This is a genomic window from Microbacterium testaceum (genome assembly GCF_001476285.1).
GTDB classification, from domain to species: domain Bacteria; phylum Actinomycetota; class Actinomycetes; order Actinomycetales; family Microbacteriaceae; genus Microbacterium; species Microbacterium testaceum_B.
In genome coordinates, this window is record NZ_LDRU01000003.1 from 1 (window position 1) to 16,554 (window position 16,554).

Genomic DNA, 16,554 nt, shown 5'->3' on the forward strand with positions numbered 1-16,554 from the left:
CTCCCGCGGCTCCCGTCGCTCCCGCGGCTCCCGTCGCGCCCGCGGCTCCCGCCGCTCCCGCGGCCCCCGCCGGCACTCCGGCCTACTCCACCGCACCGGGCTACCCGGGTGCGGCCGCCGCCTCGACCCCGGGTTTCCCTGCGTCTCCGGGCTACGGTGCCGCGCCGGGGTATCCCGCGGCGCCGGGATACCCGGCCGCCCCGGGCTACGCCGGAGCGTCCGCCCCCGCGAGCCCCGCGAAGAGCGGTGTTCCCACCGACACGGTCTGGGTGTGGCTGATCGTCGCCCTGCCCCTGGTGCAGTTGCTGTCGTTGTTCCTGGTCGACTGGCGGTCGATCCTGGAACAGGCGATCTACTCGGCGGCGTTCTCCGAGAGCAGCGGCTACTCGTCTTCCATGCTGAGCGCGTCGCTCGGAACGACCCTCGCCACGCTGGGGGTGAGCGTCCTCTCGCTCGTGATCGCGGGTCTCAGCATCCTCTTCGCGTTCCTCGACTGGCGTCAGCTCCGTGCGCGCGGAATCCAGAACCCGTTCCACTGGGCATGGGCGTTCTTCGTCTTCCTGATCTCGTCCGGCGTCTACGTCATCGGCCGCGGGATCGTCCTGCGCCGGCAGACCGGCAAGGGACTCGGCCCGATCTGGGGTTTCATCGCCGTGACCGTCGTGTCGCTCATCGCCGCGACGATCTGGGCCGTGGTCGTCCTCCGCGAGGTGTTCGCCCTCATCGAGCAGGTCGCGTACTACTACAGCTACTGATCGCCCATCGCGATCAGCCCTGTCGGTGGGCGACGATCGCATCGAGTAGCGCGTGGGCGGTGTCGTCCTTCGAGCCGGATGCCACCGCCACGACCTCGCCCTCGCGTTCGACGATCACGAGCGCGTTGTCGGTCGACTCGAACCCCTGCGTCCAGCCGACCGCGTTCGCCGCCAGCAGGTCGACGCCCTTGCGCGCGGCTTTCGCTCGCGCGCGTTCGAGCAGTTCGTCGTCGTCGCGGACCGTCTCGGCGGCGAATGCGACGATCGTCTGCCCGTCACGGCGCGCGGCGACGAGACCGGCCACGATGTCGCGGTTCTCGACGAGCTCGAGAGTGAGTCCTCCGGGGGCGTCCTGCTTGCGGATCTTGTTCTCCGACACAGAGGCCACGGAGTAGTCGGCGACCGCCGCGGCCATGACGACGACGTCGGCGTCGGGGGCCGTGGCATCCATCGCCCTGCCCAGTTCATCGGCGGTCGCGACGGCGATGACCTCGACCCGCGGATCGGGGACGACGTCGGCGTCGAGGTGCGCCGCGACGAGGGTCACGAGGGCGCCGCGGTCGGCGGCGGCTCGCGCAATCGCGACGCCCTGTCGACCGCTCGAACGGTTGCCGAGGAAGCGGACCGGGTCGATGGGCTCGCGCGTGCCGCCGGCGCTGACGACCACCGATACACCCTCGAGATCGCGAGGTCGTTCGACGAGGGCGAGAGCTGCGGCGGCGATGTCCTCGGGCTCCGACATGCGACCCGGACCCGAGTCGCCGCCCGTGAGGGCTCCGTCCGCGGGGCCGACGACGTGGACCCCACGTTCCCTCAGCACCCGCATGTTGTGGGTGGTCGCCGGGTGCCGCCACATCTCGGTGTGCATCGCCGGGGCGACCACCACGGGCGCGGTCGTCGCGAGGAGGGTCGTGCCGAGGAGATCGGATGCCAAGCCCGCGGTCATCGCGGCGAGGGTGTTCGCCGTGGCGGGGGCGACGATCACGAGCTCGGCCGATTGCCCGAGCGCGACGTGGCGGACCCGCGCGACATCGTCGTGAACCGACGTAGTGACGGGGTTGCGGCTGATCGCCTCCCACGTCGGAGCCCCCACGAAGCGCAGGGCGTCGTCGGTCGGGATGACGTGCACGTCGTGCCCCGCTTTCACGAGGAGGCGCACGAGCCCCACGGTCTTGTAGGCGGCGATTCCCCCGGTGACCCCGACGACGATGAACATCGCCCCAGTCTTCCAGGTGGGGGCTCTTCCCGGCGCCCGGCTCGTTCAGATGCCGGTCGGGAAGGAAGGCGAGGGGAGCGGTCGGGCATGCGGTGCGACCCCCGTCCGCGCGGCGCGGGTAGCGTGGAGCGGGTGTGCACCGTCGTGATCGATGTCCCCGCCGTGGAGGGCGAGCCGGTGCGGCTCCTCGCCGTCCGGGACGAGGATCGTGAGCGTCCCTGGCGCGGCATCGGGCCCTGGTGGCCGGATCGACCGCGTGTTCTCGGCGTGCGCGACGACCGCGCCGGTGGCGCGTGGCTCGCGGTCGACCCCGACCGCCGTCGATTGGCGGTGCTGCTCAACCGCGAGGACCTCTCGGCCCGCGGCGACGACGAGGTGGTCAGCCGCGGCGCGATCGCTCTCGACGCGCTGGCCGACGGGATTCCGGAGAATCCTCCGACCCGGGGGTTCAATCTCGTCGAAGTGGATGCCACGGGTGCATACCTCGTCGAGTGGGACGGTCTGCGGACGCAGCGCACGCGGCTGGAACCCGGGACCCACATGATCGCGCACCACGCGGCGGATGACCCGGGAACTCCGCGGATCGCCCGATGGCTCGACGAGTTCCGTCGCGCCGGAGTGGGCGCGGGACCGAACTGGTTCGAGCCGTGGCTCGCGGTCGTCGAGAACTCGACACACGATCCCGGATCGTCGGTCCTCCGGCGAGATGCGCATGACGGTCTCGTGCTCGAATCGCTGCTCGTGTGCACGGCCCGCATCGGAGCGGACGGTGTCGAGGTGAGGGAGGCGGCCCTTCCCGAACCGGGGCGATGGGACGAAGGTCTGCCGACGCGGCTGTTCTCGGGCGACCCCCTGTCGCGACGGTAGGCTGGTGGCATCCCGCCTCCGTAGCTCAGGGGATAGAGCGCCGCACTCCTAACGCGGGCGTCGCAGGTTCGAATCCTGTCGGGGGCACCACTCGATGACGACGACCGTGCTGCGGGCGACGCGAAACGGCGACGCGCGAAGCCGGCCCCGGTTCCGCGCGTCGCCGCACGACCTCACTCGGCGGCGTCGCGGACCAGTGCGGTGTCGGTGAACTGCTCGAAGCGCACGATGAGGCCGCCGCGGACGACGAAGTGGTGCGCGACGCGGACCGCGAGCGGCTTGCCCGTCGTGCAGTGAGTGGCGGTGTAGCGGGCCAGGACGACGACGTTCTCGCCGTCGACGACGTAGGTGTCATCGTGGGCGGTCCACCCCTCCCACTCCTGCCCGAGGCGCTCCATGACGTTCGAGGTCACGCCCTCGGGCGTGCGGTAGGTGCCGGCGAGGGGGAAGCCGGCCATCTCGGTCCACTCGACGTCGGGCGCCAGGGTGGCGCGCAGCGCGTCGAGGTCGCCCGCGGCGGAGGCGAGGTACTGGCGGCGGACGACGTCGCGCGGCGCGTCCGAGACGGTGTGTTCGTTCAGCCCCATGACATCTCTCCCTTGGCGACCTTCGGACCGATCTGAGCGGCGATCAGCATTCCCGCCGCAGGGTACCGCTCGATGAGGGTCGCGGTCACGGCCGCGCCGTCGGCGGACTCGTCGAGGATGTGCTCGAACGCCCGCAGGTAGTCGCGCGTGTAGGCGATCGCGCTCGCGTCGGTCGCGGTGCCCGGCAGGCGGTGACCGGGAACCACGAACGTGGGGTGCAAGGCATCCATCTCGTCGAGCAGGGCGGTCCACGCGGCACGCTTCTCGGGGGTGGCGGTGTCGGCGGTCCACACGTGCTCCTGCTGGAAGACGAGGACGCCGCCAAGGATCGCGCGGTGCTCCGCGTTCCACAGGTACTGGCGGTCGGGCAGGATCTCCGAGCTGCCGCGCAGTTCGAGGCGCTCCCCGTCGACGACGAGGGCGTCGGCCGTCAGCGGCGAGATCTCCACGAGACGCGTGGGGAGGTTGGTGCCGAGAGCGGCCCAGGCCTTCAGCTTGCCCTCGAACGAGTGCTGGATGTGGTCGATGACGATCGGGGTCGCCACGATCTCGGCATCCGGGAAGGCGTCGGCGATGGCCTCGAGGCCGAAGTAGAAGTCGGGGTCGGCGTGACTGACGAAGACGGTCGTCAGCTTCTTGCCCGAGTCGAGCACGGCGGCGACGAGGCGGTGCCCGTCGGCGCGCGTGAAGCCGGCGTCGACGAGGACGGCCTCGGTCTCGCCGGTGACGAGGGTGGCGGTCTTGTTCTTCGACCCCGCGGGGAAGTCGAGATCGAGAACGGTGAAGTCCAGAGCCATGGTTTTTCCTTCCGAGTGGTGCCGCGATCGCGGCGTATCCGGAAGAACATTAGCTGAGCAGTCAGCTATTCCCGTGTTGTCGAAGTTTTTTGCGCGACCGCCTCGTACCCTGTGAGGATGTCCGCCCCGACCCCCTTCGACTCCGCCACCGACGCCGCGCACGACCCCCGGATCCTGCTGTTCGGGCGTCTGCTGGCCGCGGCGAACGGGTTCGAGTACCTCCTCGCGAAAGAGCTCGAGGATGCCACTGGCCTGACGCATCCGATCTTCGAGCTGCTCCTCATCGTCGCCCGCGGCGGCGAGACCGGCGTCTCGCTCAAGGACATCGCCCAGGCCAAGGTCGTGACCTCCGGCGGGGCCACGCGCCTCGTTCACCGCGGCGTCGAGCAGGGGCTGGTCGAACGGCATGCATCCGCGGAGGACGGCCGTGTGCAACTCGTGCGCCTGACGCCCCTCGGCGAGCGAACCGTGCGCGAGGCGAGCGCCGTGCACGCGCGGAACATCCAGACGTTCCTGATCGATGCGCTCCCCGAGGGGAGCGTCGAGGCGTTTGCGGCGGGCGTGCGCGCACTGAGCAAGACGGCGTCGGCCAGCCTGCCCGTCATGCCCTGACTAGGCGGTCGGAGACCGCGCGGGGCCTCAGAGCACAGTCATGCCGCCATCGACGAAGTACGTGCTGCCGGTCGTGAACGACGCCTCGTCGGAGGCGAGGTACACCATCATCGCGGCCACGTCGTCAGGGGTTCCGGCGCGACCGAGGGGCACGCGCGACACGATGTCGGCGCGCGAGGCCGCGTCGTCCGCCAGCGCGGCGACGAGGGGCGTGGCGGTGAAGCCGGGCACGACACTGTTGACGCGGATGCCGACCGGGGCGTAGGCCGCGGCGACCGTGCGCACGAGTCCCATCCCGCCGGCCTTCGTCGTGGAGTACGCCGTATACGGGGCACCCTCGCCGGTCAGGGCGGTGGGGCTGCCGGTGACGAGGATCGCCCCGCCCGTGGCGAGCATCGCCCGGACGGCGTGCTTCACGGTGAGGAAGGTGCCGGTGAGGTTGATGTCGACGGTGCGCTGCCACACCTCGAGATCGAGGTCGGCGATGGGCGCGTCCGCGCCGAACAACTGCACTCCGGCGTTGGCGACGACGACGTCGAGCCGACCGTGCGCATCGTGCACCTGCCGGAAGGCCGCGGCGACGGAGTGTTCATCGGTGATGTCGGCGACGAGCGCGCGCCCGGTCCCGTCGAGTGCCGCAGAGAGTCGGTCGCCGTCGCGGTCGAGCCCGAACACCCGCGCCCCCTCCCGTGCGAAGCGCTGGGCGGTCGCGAGGCCGATTCCCGACGCGGCGCCGGTGACGAGGGCCACCTTGCCCTCCAGGCGGCCGGTCATGCGGGTGCCTCTGTCGCGGCGTCGTAGTAGCGCTCGGACCCGTCGAGGTGACGGCGCATCGCCCGTCGCGCCGCCTCCGGATCACGCGCGCGGACCGCGTCGAGGACGGCGGCGTGTTCGGCCAGCGCGATCGGCAGGCGACCCTCGGTGGACAGGCTCGTCGAGCGGATGGCCTTCATCGTGGCGTTGATCGATTCGATGAGGGTGAGCATGAGGGCGTTGTGCGTCGAGCGCGCGAGAAGTCGATGGAACTCGGCGTCGTGGACGGCGGCGGTGTCCGCGTCGCGTGCGGCCGCCATTCGCTCGTGGGCGGCCGAGATGGCGTCGAGGTCGTCGTCGGTCGCGCGCGCGCACGCCAGCTCGACGAGACGGGTCTCCAGCGTCTCGCGGACCTCGGCGATGTGCTCGGGGCGGAGGAGGTCCTGGGACTGCGCTCCACGCAGATAGACCTCGAGGGCTTCGGTGACGCGGCTCGCCGAGACGGTGGCGATCTGCGTCCCGCGGCCCTCGGACACCTCGAGCACTCCCTTGGCGTAGAGGGTGCGGATCGCCTCTCGGATGACCGTGCGCGACACCCCGAAGCGTTCGCTCATCTCGCGCTCGCTGGGCAGGCGCTCACCCGCGCGGAAACGTCCGGAGGCGATCGCCTCCAACAGCTCGTCCGACACGCGGGTTGCCAGGGACGGTTGCCGCGTGAGGGGGCCGAAGTCGCTCATGACTCTCGCTTTCGCTTTCGAACCATCATCGATGATGGGCGAGCCAAACGGTAGCAGTGTTTTTGGTATACCAAATACCGAATAGGCCGAATGGCGCGTAAAACTTGCGATTTGTAGGAACCGTGGCTACGTTTCGAGAGAACCGACGGCAGCAATGGTTTGCCGTATTCCGAGTCAAGGAGGCCTCGTGATCCGTTACCGTGCACTGGGCGCTGCCGCCGCAGCGCTCGCCCTCGTCAGCGCTCTCACCGCGTGCGGAACCACCGGCGGAGGGGCGGGGGGCAACTCCGCCGCTGCGGAGCAGGACATCAGCGTCGAGGTCGGATCCGACCTCAGCGGCAAGCGCATCTGCTTCGGTTTCTCGGGCAGCGAGACGGAGTTCTGGGCAGCGGGCATCAAATCGATCGGCGACTCGCTGGCCGCCGCGAACGCGACCGTCATCGAGCACAACTCGAACGAGGATCCCAACCGCCAGCTGGAGCAGGTGCGGGACTGCATCACGCAGGGCGTCGACGGCATCATCGTCATCCCCGAGGACGGGTCCAGCGCGAACACCATCATCAAAGAGGCGAACGACGCCGACATCCCGATCGGGATCTTCAACCGACCGCCGGCGTCCGAGGACGGCGCGGCGATCATCTCGGTCGCCGACAACCGCGATGTCGCGGCCCAGACGGTGCAGTACCTCGCCGACGAGGCCACCAAGCTCGGCCGCAAGGTGCAGCCGCTCATCATGGTCGGCAACCTCAGCGACCAGAACGCCGTCCAGCGGCGCAATGGGTTCATGGACGTGATCGAGGCCAATCCCGACCTGTTCCTCGCACCGATCGAGGTGCAGACCAACTGGGACGCCGCCACCGGACAGTCCAACCTGCAGGCAGCGATGCAGGCGAACCCGAACGTCGATGTGCTCTTCACCTCGAGCGACTTCCTCTTCCCGCAGATCCAGGCGGTCCTCGAGCCGCTCGGCAAGTGGAAGCCGGTGGGCCAGGAGGGGCACGTGATCATGGGCGGCCTCGACGGCGACAACCGCGCGTGCGGCCTGATCGAATCGGGCTACGTCGACGCCACGGGCGTGCAGGACCTGTTCTCGGAGGCCTCGGCGATGCTCGGCGCCCTGGGTGCGGCGATCGAGAAGGGCGAGACCGACCCCGACGAGACGATCGTCGACCCCGGGTTCGCCCTCACGGCGAGCAACTTCGCCGACCGCTCGCAGGACATGTGGGGTTGCGTCATCACCCCGCCCGCCAGCTGACCCGTACACCGACCAGGAAGGAGCGCCCGCTCGTGTCGACCACCACCCCCACCCCGGCCGCCTCGACGACCTCGTCGTCGAGCGACTCGGCACCGCCGCCGCGGCATCGGGCGCTCCTTCGCCGGCTCCTCGCCGGTGAGGGGTTCGTCGCGATCCTCATCGTCGTCTTCATCCTGGCCATGGCGCCCTTCGCTCGGGGCCTGCTGACCGAGCGCAACATGGTCAACGTCCTGTCCAACTTCTGGCCCCTCGCGATCATCGTGATCGGGCAGACGTTCGTCCTCGTGCTGGCAGGCATCGACCTCGCGCAGACGGCGATCATCAATCTCACGAACACGGTGGGCGCGCTCCTGGTGTCGCGAGCCCTCGAGCCCGCGCTGTTCCAGAACTCGGTGCTGTGGAACACGGTGATCGGACCGGACGGCGGACCGCTCGGGGGAGGATGGCCCGGCATCCTGTCGGCTCTTCTCATCGTCGTGGTCATCGGGGCACTACTCGGTTCGCTGAACGGGCTGGCCATTGCCCGACTGCGGATGCCGCCGTTCATGGTGACGCTCGGCACGATGCTGCTCTTCAGCGCGGTCGCCGTGTGGCTCACCCGCAGCGAGAACGTCGCGAACCTCCCCGACGATTACGTCGCGATCGGACAGACGTCGCTCTGGGGCGCCCTGACGGTTCCGGCCCTCATCGCCGTCGCGCTGGGGGTCGCGGCCCACTACCTCCTCGGGCGCACGCCCTTCGGCGGCTGGATCTACGCCGCCGGGACCAACCGGGACGCGGCGATCATCTCGGGCGTGCCGTACAAGCGCGTCGTGGTCACGGCCTATGCCCTGTCCGGCGTGTTCGCCACCGTCGGCGGCCTCCTCTACTCCGCCCGTCTCGAGGCCGGGCGGCCGACGCTCGCGGATGATCTGCTCCTCGACGTCATCGGCGCCGCCGTGATCGGCGGGGTGTCGCTCTTCGGCGGGAAGGGATCGGTCCTCGGGGCCGCTCTGGGGGCACTGTTCTTCGTCGTCCTCTCGAACAGCCTGAACCTGCTGAACCTGCCGTTCACGGTCGTCTTCATCGTGAAGGGTCTCGTGATCGTGGCGGCCGCCCTTCTCGACGTCGCCCGGACCCGACTGCTGGGCGGTGCCCGATGACCGCGCCCCGCCTGCGCATCGACGCGGTGTCGCACGGCTTCTACGGCGTCCCCGTGAACAAGGGGATCTCTCTCGAAATCGCTCCCGGCGAGGTCCTCGGCCTCGTCGGCGAGAACGGTGCCGGCAAGAGCACGCTCATGAACATCGTCGGCGGCGTCTTCCGGCCCGACGAGGGCGAGCTCTTCGTCGACGGCATCCTGTACGAGCCGCACAGCCCGGCCGAGGCGCGGCGTGCGGGCATCGCCCACGTGCACCAGGAGCTCAATCTGTTCGCCCCGCTCACCGTGGCCGACAACATGTTCCTCACCGACTCGCCGCGCCGGCTCGGCGTGTTCACCGACCGTCGCGCGGCTCGCGCCCGGGCCGAGGAAGCCCTCGCGCTCATGGACCTGCCGTTCTCGGCATCCACCCTCGTCGAGGATCTGAGCCCCGGGCAGCGCCAGATGCTCGAGATCGCGAAGGCCGCCGTGGGGTCGCCCAAGCTGGTCATCCTCGACGAGCCGACGACCTCGCTCACCTCGCGCGAGACCGCCCGCCTGTTCGAGCTCATCGGCTCGCTCACCGCCGCGGGAACGTCGATCATCTACGTCTCGCACATCCTCGAGGACATCGAGAGGTTGTCGGACCGCATCGCGATCATGCGCGACGGGGCACTCGTCGACGTGCGTCCGCAATCCGAGCTCCCTGTGAGCGAGGTCATCACGCTCATGGTCGGTCGTACCCTCGATGACCGGTTCCCCCGGCGCGGGGGCGCGGCGACGGACACACCGGTCCTCGAGGTGCGGGACCTCTCGGCGAAGGGCGTCGTGGATGCCATCGACCTGACCGTCCACGAGGGGGAGGTCGTGGGACTGTTCGGCCTGATGGGCGCCGGTCGCACCGAGCTGGCACGCATCATCTACGGGTTGGACCCCGCCGACCGCGGCACCGTGCGGGTCGACGGCGAAGACCTCTCCGCGCATTCCACGCGGGGACGCATCGCCCGGGGACTGGCTTTCGTCACCGAGGACCGCCGCGGCGAGGGCCTCCTGATGGACTCTCCGGTGCTTACCAACGCGGCCCTGCCCTCGCTGACACGTTGGGCCGGGGGAGTGCTCGGGCCCGTCCGGCGCCGAGCGCTCTCTCGCGACGTCGCCGAGGTCACCGAAGGCCTGCGCCTGAAGTCCGTCGACCTCGATCGCGCGCCCGTGCGGTCGCTGTCGGGCGGCAATCAGCAGAAGGTCATCATCGCGAAGTGGTTGTTGACCAGGCCGCGCGTGTTCATCCTCGACGAGCCCACTCGGGGCGTGGACGTGGGTGCCCAGTACGAGGTGTATCGCACCACTCTCGAGCTCGCCGACGCGGGCACCGCGGTGCTCGCGATCTCGTCGGAGCTGCCCGAACTGATCGGCATCTGCGACCGCATCCTCGTCATGCGGATGGGGCGGCTCGTGGGTTCCTTCGCCCGTCGGGACTTCGACGCGCGTCGCATCCTCGGCGCCGCCTTCGGCGAGAACGCCGCTTCACCGATGGCGTCCGACGATGCCCCGCTCGACGAGGAGGTCTCGCGATGACGCAGAGACTGCGCCAGCTCGCGCTGGCGAACGTGCCGATCATCCTGCTCATCGTGGTGTTCGTCGTGTTCTCCCTGCTGGACCCGCGCTTCTTCGATCTGCAGACGCTCGCGAACGTCGCCCGCAGCACCGCCTACATCGGCATCGTCGCGGTCGGCATGACCCTCGTGCTCATGACGGCCGGAATCGATCTCTCGGTGGGCTCGATGCTGTACCTCACCGCCGTCATCGTGGGGCAGGTGATCAACGCCGCCGCCCTGCCCGTGTTCGTCGTCCCGCTCCTCGCGGTCGGCGTCGGCGTGGTCCTCGGCGCGGTCAACGGCTTCGCGATCTCGTTCCTCCGGCTCGTGCCCTTCATCGTCACGCTCGCGATGCTGACGGTGTTCCGCGGAGCGGGTCTCGGCCTGTCCCAGTCGCGCGAGGTGAACTACCCCGACGTGATCACGCGACTGGGCTCGGAGCCGATCCTCGGCATCCCCCTTCCCGTGTGGATCTTCGCGCTCGTCGTGCTGATCGCCCACCTGGTGGTCACGCGGACGCCGTTCGGACGCCAGCTCCTCGCCACCGGTGAGGACCGCACGGCGGCTGAGCGGGCCGGCATCCCGGTACGGCGTGTGCTGTTCACCGTCTACGTCATCGCGGGCGCGCTGTCCGGACTCGCGGCCTTCGTCGCGATGACGCAACTGCGCACGGCCGCCCCCGGCTTCGGCTCGGGCGACGAGTTCGACGCCATCGCGGCGGCGGTGCTCGGCGGGACGAGCCTGTTCGGCGGACGCGGCTCGGTCTTCCCGGGGACGGTCGTCGGCGCGCTCCTCATCCAGCTCATCCAGACGGGTCTGCAGTTCCTGCAGGTGGATCTTTACGTGACGCCGATGATCCAGGCGTGCATCATCCTGCTCGCCGTCTTCATCGACGCGCTGCGCACCGGCCGTCTCGAGAAGCTGACCCGCCGGGTCGTCATGTCGGAGAGGACCGAGGGATGACCGCGCCGCAGCCGCCCGCGGACGGGCTCGTGCTCACCTTCTACGGCGACGACTTCACGGGATCCACGGACGTGATGGAGACCCTCGAGGATCTGGGACTGTCGACGCTGCTGTTCCTCGACCCGCCGACGCCCGACGAGATCGCCGCACACGACGGGGTCCGCGCGGTGGGTGTGGCCGGGATCGGCCGGACGATGTCGCCGGAGGAGATGGATGCCGAGCTCCCGCCGGTTCTCGGAGCGCTCGCGCGACTGGGTGCCCCGCTCCTGCACTACAAGATGTGCTCGACGTTCGACTCGGCACCGACGATCGGCAGCATCGGCCGGGCGACCGAGATCCTCCGCGCCGCGGTCGGCTCGGACGACGCCGTCCCGCTCGTCGTGGGCGTGCCGCAGCTGGGCCGCTGGACCGCCTTCGGCACGCTCTTCGCGACATTCGAGGGCACGGTGTTCCGGCTGGATCGGCACCCGGCGATGACCGTCCACCCGATCACCCCGATGACCGAGGCCGACCTGCGCGCGCATCTCGCCGCGCAGACCGCGCTGCCGATCGCGCTCCTCGATGTCGCGGCGCTCGACGGTGCCGACGACGAGGTCGCCGATCGCGTCGACGCCGTCCTCGGCGAGGAGCGCGGCGTGGTGCTGCTCGATGTCGACGGCGCGGCCACGCAGCGCCAGGTCGGGCGTGCCCTTGATCGTGTCCTCACCCGCGCCGCAGCGCGGGGGACGACGGCAGCGGTGGTGGGATCCTCCGGTGTCGAGTACGCACTCGGCGCCGCGTGGGAGCGACGCGGCCTCGCGCCGGCGGGCGCCGTCCGTGCCCCCGGTGCGACGCTCGTCGTCTCGGGCTCTCGCGCTCCGGCGACGCAGCGGCAGGCCGAGGCGGCGCTCGCCGCCGGCTTCCGGGGCGTCGACCTCGATCCGGTCGCCGTCACCGACCCGATCACGGGTGAACGGGCCCGCGAGGAGGTCGCCGCCCGTGCGGCTTCCGCGGTGACCGACGGCGAGCACGTCCTCGTCTTCGCGCCACCGCCCGCTCCCGGTGCCCGCCCCGTCGCGGGCGGAGATCTGTCCCGGGCGCTCGCCGACATCGCGGCGCGCGTCCTCGCCCGTGCCGATGTGTCTCGCCTCGTCGTCGCGGGTGGCGACACCTCCGGTCATGTGGCGCGGGGCCTTGGCATCCGCGCTCTCCGCATGACCCGACGCCTCACTCCCGGGGCGCCGCTGTGCTCCGCCGTCAGCGACGACCCGCGCATCGACGGGCTCGAGCTGTGCCTCAAAGGCGGGGGCGTAGGCGGCCCCGACTACTTCGTCCGGCTGGCCGAGCTGGGCGCCGACGCCCTCGTCGCGGACGCCCCGCGGTGACGGCGAAAGAACCACCAGAAAGGGAACAAATGACCACGATCGCCCTCGTCGGCGCCGGAGGAAAGATGGGCTCGCGGCTCACCGACAACCTCCTCTCCACCGACTACGACCTTCTCTTCGTCGAGCCCAGTGAGGCCGGCGTCGCGCGCCTCGCCGAGCGCGGTGCGACACCGACGAGTCTCGCGGATGCCGTCTCGGTCGCCGACGTCGTGATCCTCGCCGTGCCGGACAACCGTATCGGCGTCGTCGCGGAGCAGGCCGTTCCGCTCATGCAGTCGGGCGCGACGCTCATCGTCCTCGACGCCGCCGCGCCGTACGCCGGCCACCTGCCCGAGCGTGACGACGTCAGCTTCGTCGCGTGCCACCCGTGCCACCCCTCGGTGTTCAACAATTCCGAGACCGACCCGGTGGCGCAGACCGACTACTTCGGCGGGGTCGCCGCCCGGCAGGACGTGGTGATCGCCCTCATCTCCGGGGACGAGGCCGACTACGCTCGCGCCGAGGAGGTCGTCCGGGCCTTCTTCGCTCCCGTGCTGACGGCTCACCGCATCACCGTCGAGAACATGGTGCTCCTCGAGCCGGTGCTCGCCGAGACCACCGCTGCGACCTGCGTCACGATCATCAAGGAGGCGATGGACGAAGCCGTCCGCCGGGGCGTGCCCGCCGAGGCGGCGCGCGCCTTCATCCTCGGTCACGTCAACGTCGAGTTGGCCATCGTCTTCGGGGAGATCGGCTCGCCGTTCTCGGACGGCGCGCTCAAAGCCATCGCCACGGCGAAGGACATCCTGTTCAAGGACGACTGGAAGCGCGTGTTCGACGACGAGATCATCGCGGCCAGCGTCGACGAGATCGTCAACCACTGAGGGCGGGGGAGCGGGACGGATGACGCAGGCGACAGCGGAGCGTTTCTCGGTCGGGCCGTGGGAGTTCGATCTCACCCCGACGGGCGACCTCGCCCACGTGTCCTACGCGGGCATCGAGGTGGCGCGCGGCATCCAGTTCGTCGTCCGGGACGACGCGTGGGGAACGATCGTCGGCGATCGGGACGTCCGTGTGACGCGACGATCCGATCGGGAGGTCGTCGTCGAGATGCGATCGCGGCACGACTTCCCCTCGGGGGCGGTCGAGGCGACCACGCGCATCCGCGTCGGCGGGGATCGCCTGCGGTACTCCGCCGATGCCGTCGTCGACGGCGCGGTCGAGACGAACCGCGTCGGCCTGGTCGTCCTGCATCCGCTCACACAGGCCGGTGCGGAGGTCGACCTGACGCACGCCGAGGGCACCCGCTCCCGTTCCCGCTTTCCCGAGCACGTCTCGCCGCACCAGCCGTGGTCGGCGATCACGGGACTCGCCCTCGACGTCGCCGACGGATGCCGGCTGCACATCGCCCTCGAGGGAGACGTGTTCGAGACCGAAGACCAGCGCAACTGGTCGGACGCGTCGTTCAAGACCTACAGCCGCCCGCTGGCATTGCCCTACCCGTATCGGCTCGAGGCCGGGGAGTGGGTGCGCCAGGCGGTCGATCTGCGCGTCACCTGCACTCGTGCGACGGGGGCCGTCGATGCGGCGGCGGATCCGTTCGGACCGTTCGCGATTCGATCCGATCGTTCTGCCCCGCGTCCCCGCCCGAGCCTCGGCGTTCAGCTCGGACCCCGGGATGCCGACCTCGGCGCCGACGAGGTGCGCTCGCGCGTCGAACGGCTCGGCGTGGACCACGTACGGGTCGACGTCGTGTGTCAGAACGGCGGTGCCCGGGGTCTCGACCAGTTGGACGCGTGCGAGGACCTTCCGCTGGAGCTCGCCCTGCATCTCGGGGACGACTCGGACGCTGCGCTCCGCGCGGTCCGCGAGCGCCTCGCACGGCGACACGCCGCGCTGCGTGCGGTGCTGGTGTTCTCGCTCGGAGCTCCGGTGACCCCGAGCGGCGCGGCCGTGCTCGTGCGTCGCGCCCTCTCCGACGAGCTCGTGGGCGCTGTCGTCATCGTGGGCACGGACGACAACCTCGCCGAACTAAACCGCGGCGAACCCGATCCGGTCGACGCCGACGAGGTGACCTTCAGCCTCACTCCGCAGGTGCACGACGGCTTCGAACGCTCGATCATCGAGACGACCGAGGCGGTGCCCGCGATGATCGACACCGCCCGGCGGCTGGGCGGGGGTCGACCTGTCGGGATCGGTGCCCTCACCCTCCGGCCCCGGCGTTCGCTGTACCGTCAGGGGCACCGCATCGACCGTCTCGACCGCGACCCGGAGTCCGTGGATCCGCGTCAGCACGACGACTTCGCCGCCAGCTGGCTGCTTGCCACCCTCGCGACCCTCGCCGCCGAGGACGTCTCGCGTGTGACGACGCTCGAGGTGAGCGGTCCCCGGGGAGTGACGGATGCCGGCACCGCCCGCCTGACCCCGTCCGGCGAGGTCATCGCCGCCGTGGCTGCGTCCGCGACGATCGGGACGCCGATCCTCGATCTCCGGGCCGGTCTCGTCGCGCTGCCCGTGGAGTCCGGGACGCTCGTCGGCGATCTCTCGGGCCGTGCCCGGCACGGCGAGGTCGACGGCGTCGACATCGACCTCTCCCCGTACGCGGTGCGTCTGGTCACCCCCTTCTCCGCCCCCGATCCGAAAGCGTCATCATGAGCTCCGACCGTATCCACGCCCACTACGTCATCGAGACCTCGATCGGCCTCGAGCGTGCTGCCGCCGCCATGGCCGGCGAGCAGTCCACGGGGACGTTCATCACGCTTCCCGGTGAGACGCCCGAACTGCACCGCCGGCACGCGGCGCGCGTCGAGAGCGTGGTGCTCGCGGAGGAGGGCGGCGAGCCGTCGCTGTCAGGCTCTCGGGGCCCCGGTCCTGTGCAGCGCGGCGAGGTCGAACTGTCCTTCCCCCTCGAGAACGTCGGCACCGCCCTTCCCAACCTCTTGGCCACCGTGGCGGGCAACCTCTTCGAGCTGCAGCAGCTCTCCGGCATCCGTCTGACCGATCTCGAGCTTCCCGAGGCGTTCGGACGGGCGCACCCGGGACCGCAGTTCGGCGCCGCGGGAACGCGGGAGGTCGCCGATGTGCGCACCGGTCCGATCATCGGAACGATCATCAAACCGAGCGTGGGCCTCACGCCGGAGCAGACCGGCGTGCTCGCGGAAGACCTCGCGCGCGCAGGCCTCGACTTCATCAAGGACGACGAGCTGATGGCCGACTCGCCGCACTCGCCGTTCGAGGAGCGCCTCGACGCGGTGCTGCGGGGCCTCGACCGTGCGGCGGAGGTCACGGGACGGCGTCCCCTGTACGCGGTCAACCTGAGCGGCGACATCGACGAGATGCGTCGGCGGGCCGATCTCGTCGCCGAGCGCGGTGGCAACTGTCTCATGGTGAGCGTCAACGCGGTCGGCATCGCCGGCCTCCGCGACCTGCGGCTGCACAGCTCTCTGCCGATCCACGCGCACCGCAACGGCTGGGGCGCGATGACGCGCTTCCCGCTTCTCGGCTATTCCTACCGGGTATGGCAGCAGCTGTGGCGCCTCGCGGGCGCCGACCACCTGCACGTCAACGGTCTGCGCAACAAGTTCTGGGAGCCGGACGATTCGGTCGTCGCCTCGGCTCGCGCCGTGCTCGAGCCGATCAACGGCGGGCCCGCGGCCATGCCCGTCTTCTCGTCGGCGCAATCGGCCGAGCAGGCCGCCGACACGTACGCGGCCGTCGGCACGGACGATCTGATGTACGTCTGCGGCGGGGGGATCATGGCGCACCCCGACGGCCCCGCTGCCGGCGTGCGCAGTATTCGACAGGCCTGGGATGCCGCTCTCGCGGGCATCGACCTCGACACGTACGCCGCGGATCATCCGGATCTCGAGGCGGCACTGCGGACGTTCCGCGGGGCGACCGGCGGCTGAGACGGTCACGGGAGGCCACGCGGGCCGCCGCCCGGGCCGCGCGGGC

16 protein-coding genes and 1 tRNA gene are annotated in these 16,554 nt (G+C 70.5%); 12 read left to right on the top strand and 5 right to left on the bottom strand.

The window, feature by feature from the left end:
* Positions 1–755, top strand: a 755-nt coding sequence (locus NS283_RS18800) for a hypothetical protein (protein ID WP_058595001.1), incomplete at its 5' end; no start/stop codon positions are given.
* A gap of 13 nt (positions 756–768) precedes the next feature.
* Here the strand turns inward: NS283_RS18800 and coaBC are convergent.
* The gene (gene coaBC, locus NS283_RS00890) at positions 769–1,971 is read right to left on the bottom strand and encodes a bifunctional phosphopantothenoylcysteine decarboxylase/phosphopantothenate--cysteine ligase CoaBC (RefSeq protein ID WP_058595002.1); all 1,203 of its coding nucleotides are present in this window, start codon (positions 1,969–1,971) and stop codon (positions 769–771) included.
* Positions 1,972–2,103: 132 nt separating this feature from the next.
* Here coaBC and NS283_RS00895 point away from each other — a divergent pair, with 132 nt between their 5' ends.
* Together NS283_RS00895 and NS283_RS00900 are read left to right on the top strand one after the other, a co-directional pair.
* Entirely contained in the window at positions 2,104–2,838 is a 735-nt protein-coding gene (locus NS283_RS00895) for an NRDE family protein (protein ID WP_058595003.1), read from the top strand.
* 14 nt (positions 2,839–2,852) lie between these two features.
* A tRNA-Arg gene (locus tag NS283_RS00900) sits at positions 2,853–2,928 on the top strand.
* An 83-nt stretch (positions 2,929–3,011) separates the two neighbouring features.
* On the opposite strand, the gene NS283_RS00905 is transcribed toward NS283_RS00900, so the two are convergent.
* Together NS283_RS00905 and NS283_RS00910 are read right to left on the bottom strand one after the other, a co-directional pair.
* On the bottom strand, positions 3,012–3,425 hold the full coding sequence (locus NS283_RS00905; protein WP_058595004.1) for a nuclear transport factor 2 family protein: 414 nt from the start codon (positions 3,423–3,425) through the stop codon (positions 3,012–3,014).
* Entirely contained in the window at positions 3,416–4,222 is an 807-nt protein-coding gene (locus tag NS283_RS00910) for an MBL fold metallo-hydrolase (protein WP_058595005.1), read from the bottom strand. The genes NS283_RS00905 and NS283_RS00910 overlap by 10 nt, the downstream gene beginning before the upstream one ends.
* 117 nt (positions 4,223–4,339) lie before the next feature.
* Between NS283_RS00910 and NS283_RS00915 the strand changes: the two genes are divergently transcribed.
* Positions 4,340–4,834 (top strand): MarR family winged helix-turn-helix transcriptional regulator, encoded by a 495-nt coding sequence (locus NS283_RS00915; protein ID WP_058595006.1) that lies wholly within the window; start codon positions 4,340–4,342, stop codon positions 4,832–4,834.
* A 27-nt stretch (positions 4,835–4,861) separates the two neighbouring features.
* Here the strand turns inward: NS283_RS00915 and NS283_RS00920 are convergent, their stop codons facing one another.
* Both NS283_RS00920 and NS283_RS00925 read right to left on the bottom strand, forming a co-directional pair.
* Positions 4,862–5,608 carry an SDR family NAD(P)-dependent oxidoreductase gene (locus NS283_RS00920; protein WP_058595007.1) on the bottom strand — a complete coding sequence of 249 codons (747 nt, stop codon included), beginning with the start codon at positions 5,606–5,608 and terminating at the stop codon, positions 4,862–4,864.
* A complete protein-coding gene (locus NS283_RS00925) occupies positions 5,605–6,324 on the bottom strand; it encodes a FadR/GntR family transcriptional regulator (protein WP_058595008.1) in 720 nt (239 codons plus the stop codon). Before NS283_RS00925 ends, NS283_RS00920 begins: the two co-directional genes overlap by 4 nt.
* 187 nt (positions 6,325–6,511) lie before the next feature.
* Between NS283_RS00925 and NS283_RS00930 the strand changes: the two genes are divergently transcribed.
* From NS283_RS00930 to NS283_RS00965, 8 genes are read left to right on the top strand one after another with little or no spacing between them, the layout of a single operon-like run.
* Positions 6,512–7,579 carry a sugar ABC transporter substrate-binding protein gene (locus NS283_RS00930; protein ID WP_206542527.1) on the top strand — a complete coding sequence of 356 codons (1,068 nt, stop codon included), beginning with the start codon at positions 6,512–6,514 and terminating at the stop codon, positions 7,577–7,579.
* 32 nt (positions 7,580–7,611) lie between these two features.
* Positions 7,612–8,721, top strand: a complete 1,110-nt coding sequence (locus tag NS283_RS00935; protein ID WP_058595009.1) for an ABC transporter permease — start codon at positions 7,612–7,614, stop codon at positions 8,719–8,721.
* Positions 8,718–10,274, top strand: a complete 1,557-nt coding sequence (locus NS283_RS00940) for a sugar ABC transporter ATP-binding protein (RefSeq protein ID WP_058595010.1) — start codon at positions 8,718–8,720, stop codon at positions 10,272–10,274. The genes NS283_RS00935 and NS283_RS00940 overlap by 4 nt, the downstream gene beginning before the upstream one ends.
* The gene (locus NS283_RS00945) at positions 10,271–11,257 is read left to right on the top strand and encodes an ABC transporter permease (RefSeq protein ID WP_058595011.1); all 987 of its coding nucleotides are present in this window, start codon (positions 10,271–10,273) and stop codon (positions 11,255–11,257) included. Before NS283_RS00940 ends, NS283_RS00945 begins: the two co-directional genes overlap by 4 nt.
* The gene (locus NS283_RS00950; RefSeq protein WP_058595012.1) at positions 11,254–12,621 is read left to right on the top strand and encodes a four-carbon acid sugar kinase family protein; all 1,368 of its coding nucleotides are present in this window, start codon (positions 11,254–11,256) and stop codon (positions 12,619–12,621) included. The genes NS283_RS00945 and NS283_RS00950 overlap by 4 nt, the downstream gene beginning before the upstream one ends.
* 29 nt (positions 12,622–12,650) lie before the next feature.
* Complete coding sequence (locus NS283_RS00955; protein ID WP_058595013.1) at positions 12,651–13,484, top strand: phosphogluconate dehydrogenase C-terminal domain-containing protein; 834 nt, start codon at positions 12,651–12,653, stop codon at positions 13,482–13,484.
* Positions 13,485–13,503: 19 nt separating this feature from the next.
* A complete protein-coding gene (locus NS283_RS00960; RefSeq protein WP_058595014.1) occupies positions 13,504–15,255 on the top strand; it encodes a hypothetical protein in 1,752 nt (583 codons plus the stop codon).
* Positions 15,252–16,508 (top strand): ribulose-bisphosphate carboxylase large subunit family protein, encoded by a 1,257-nt coding sequence (locus tag NS283_RS00965; protein ID WP_058595015.1) that lies wholly within the window; start codon positions 15,252–15,254, stop codon positions 16,506–16,508. The genes NS283_RS00960 and NS283_RS00965 overlap by 4 nt, the downstream gene beginning before the upstream one ends.
* Positions 16,509–16,554: the final 46 nt, after the last annotated feature.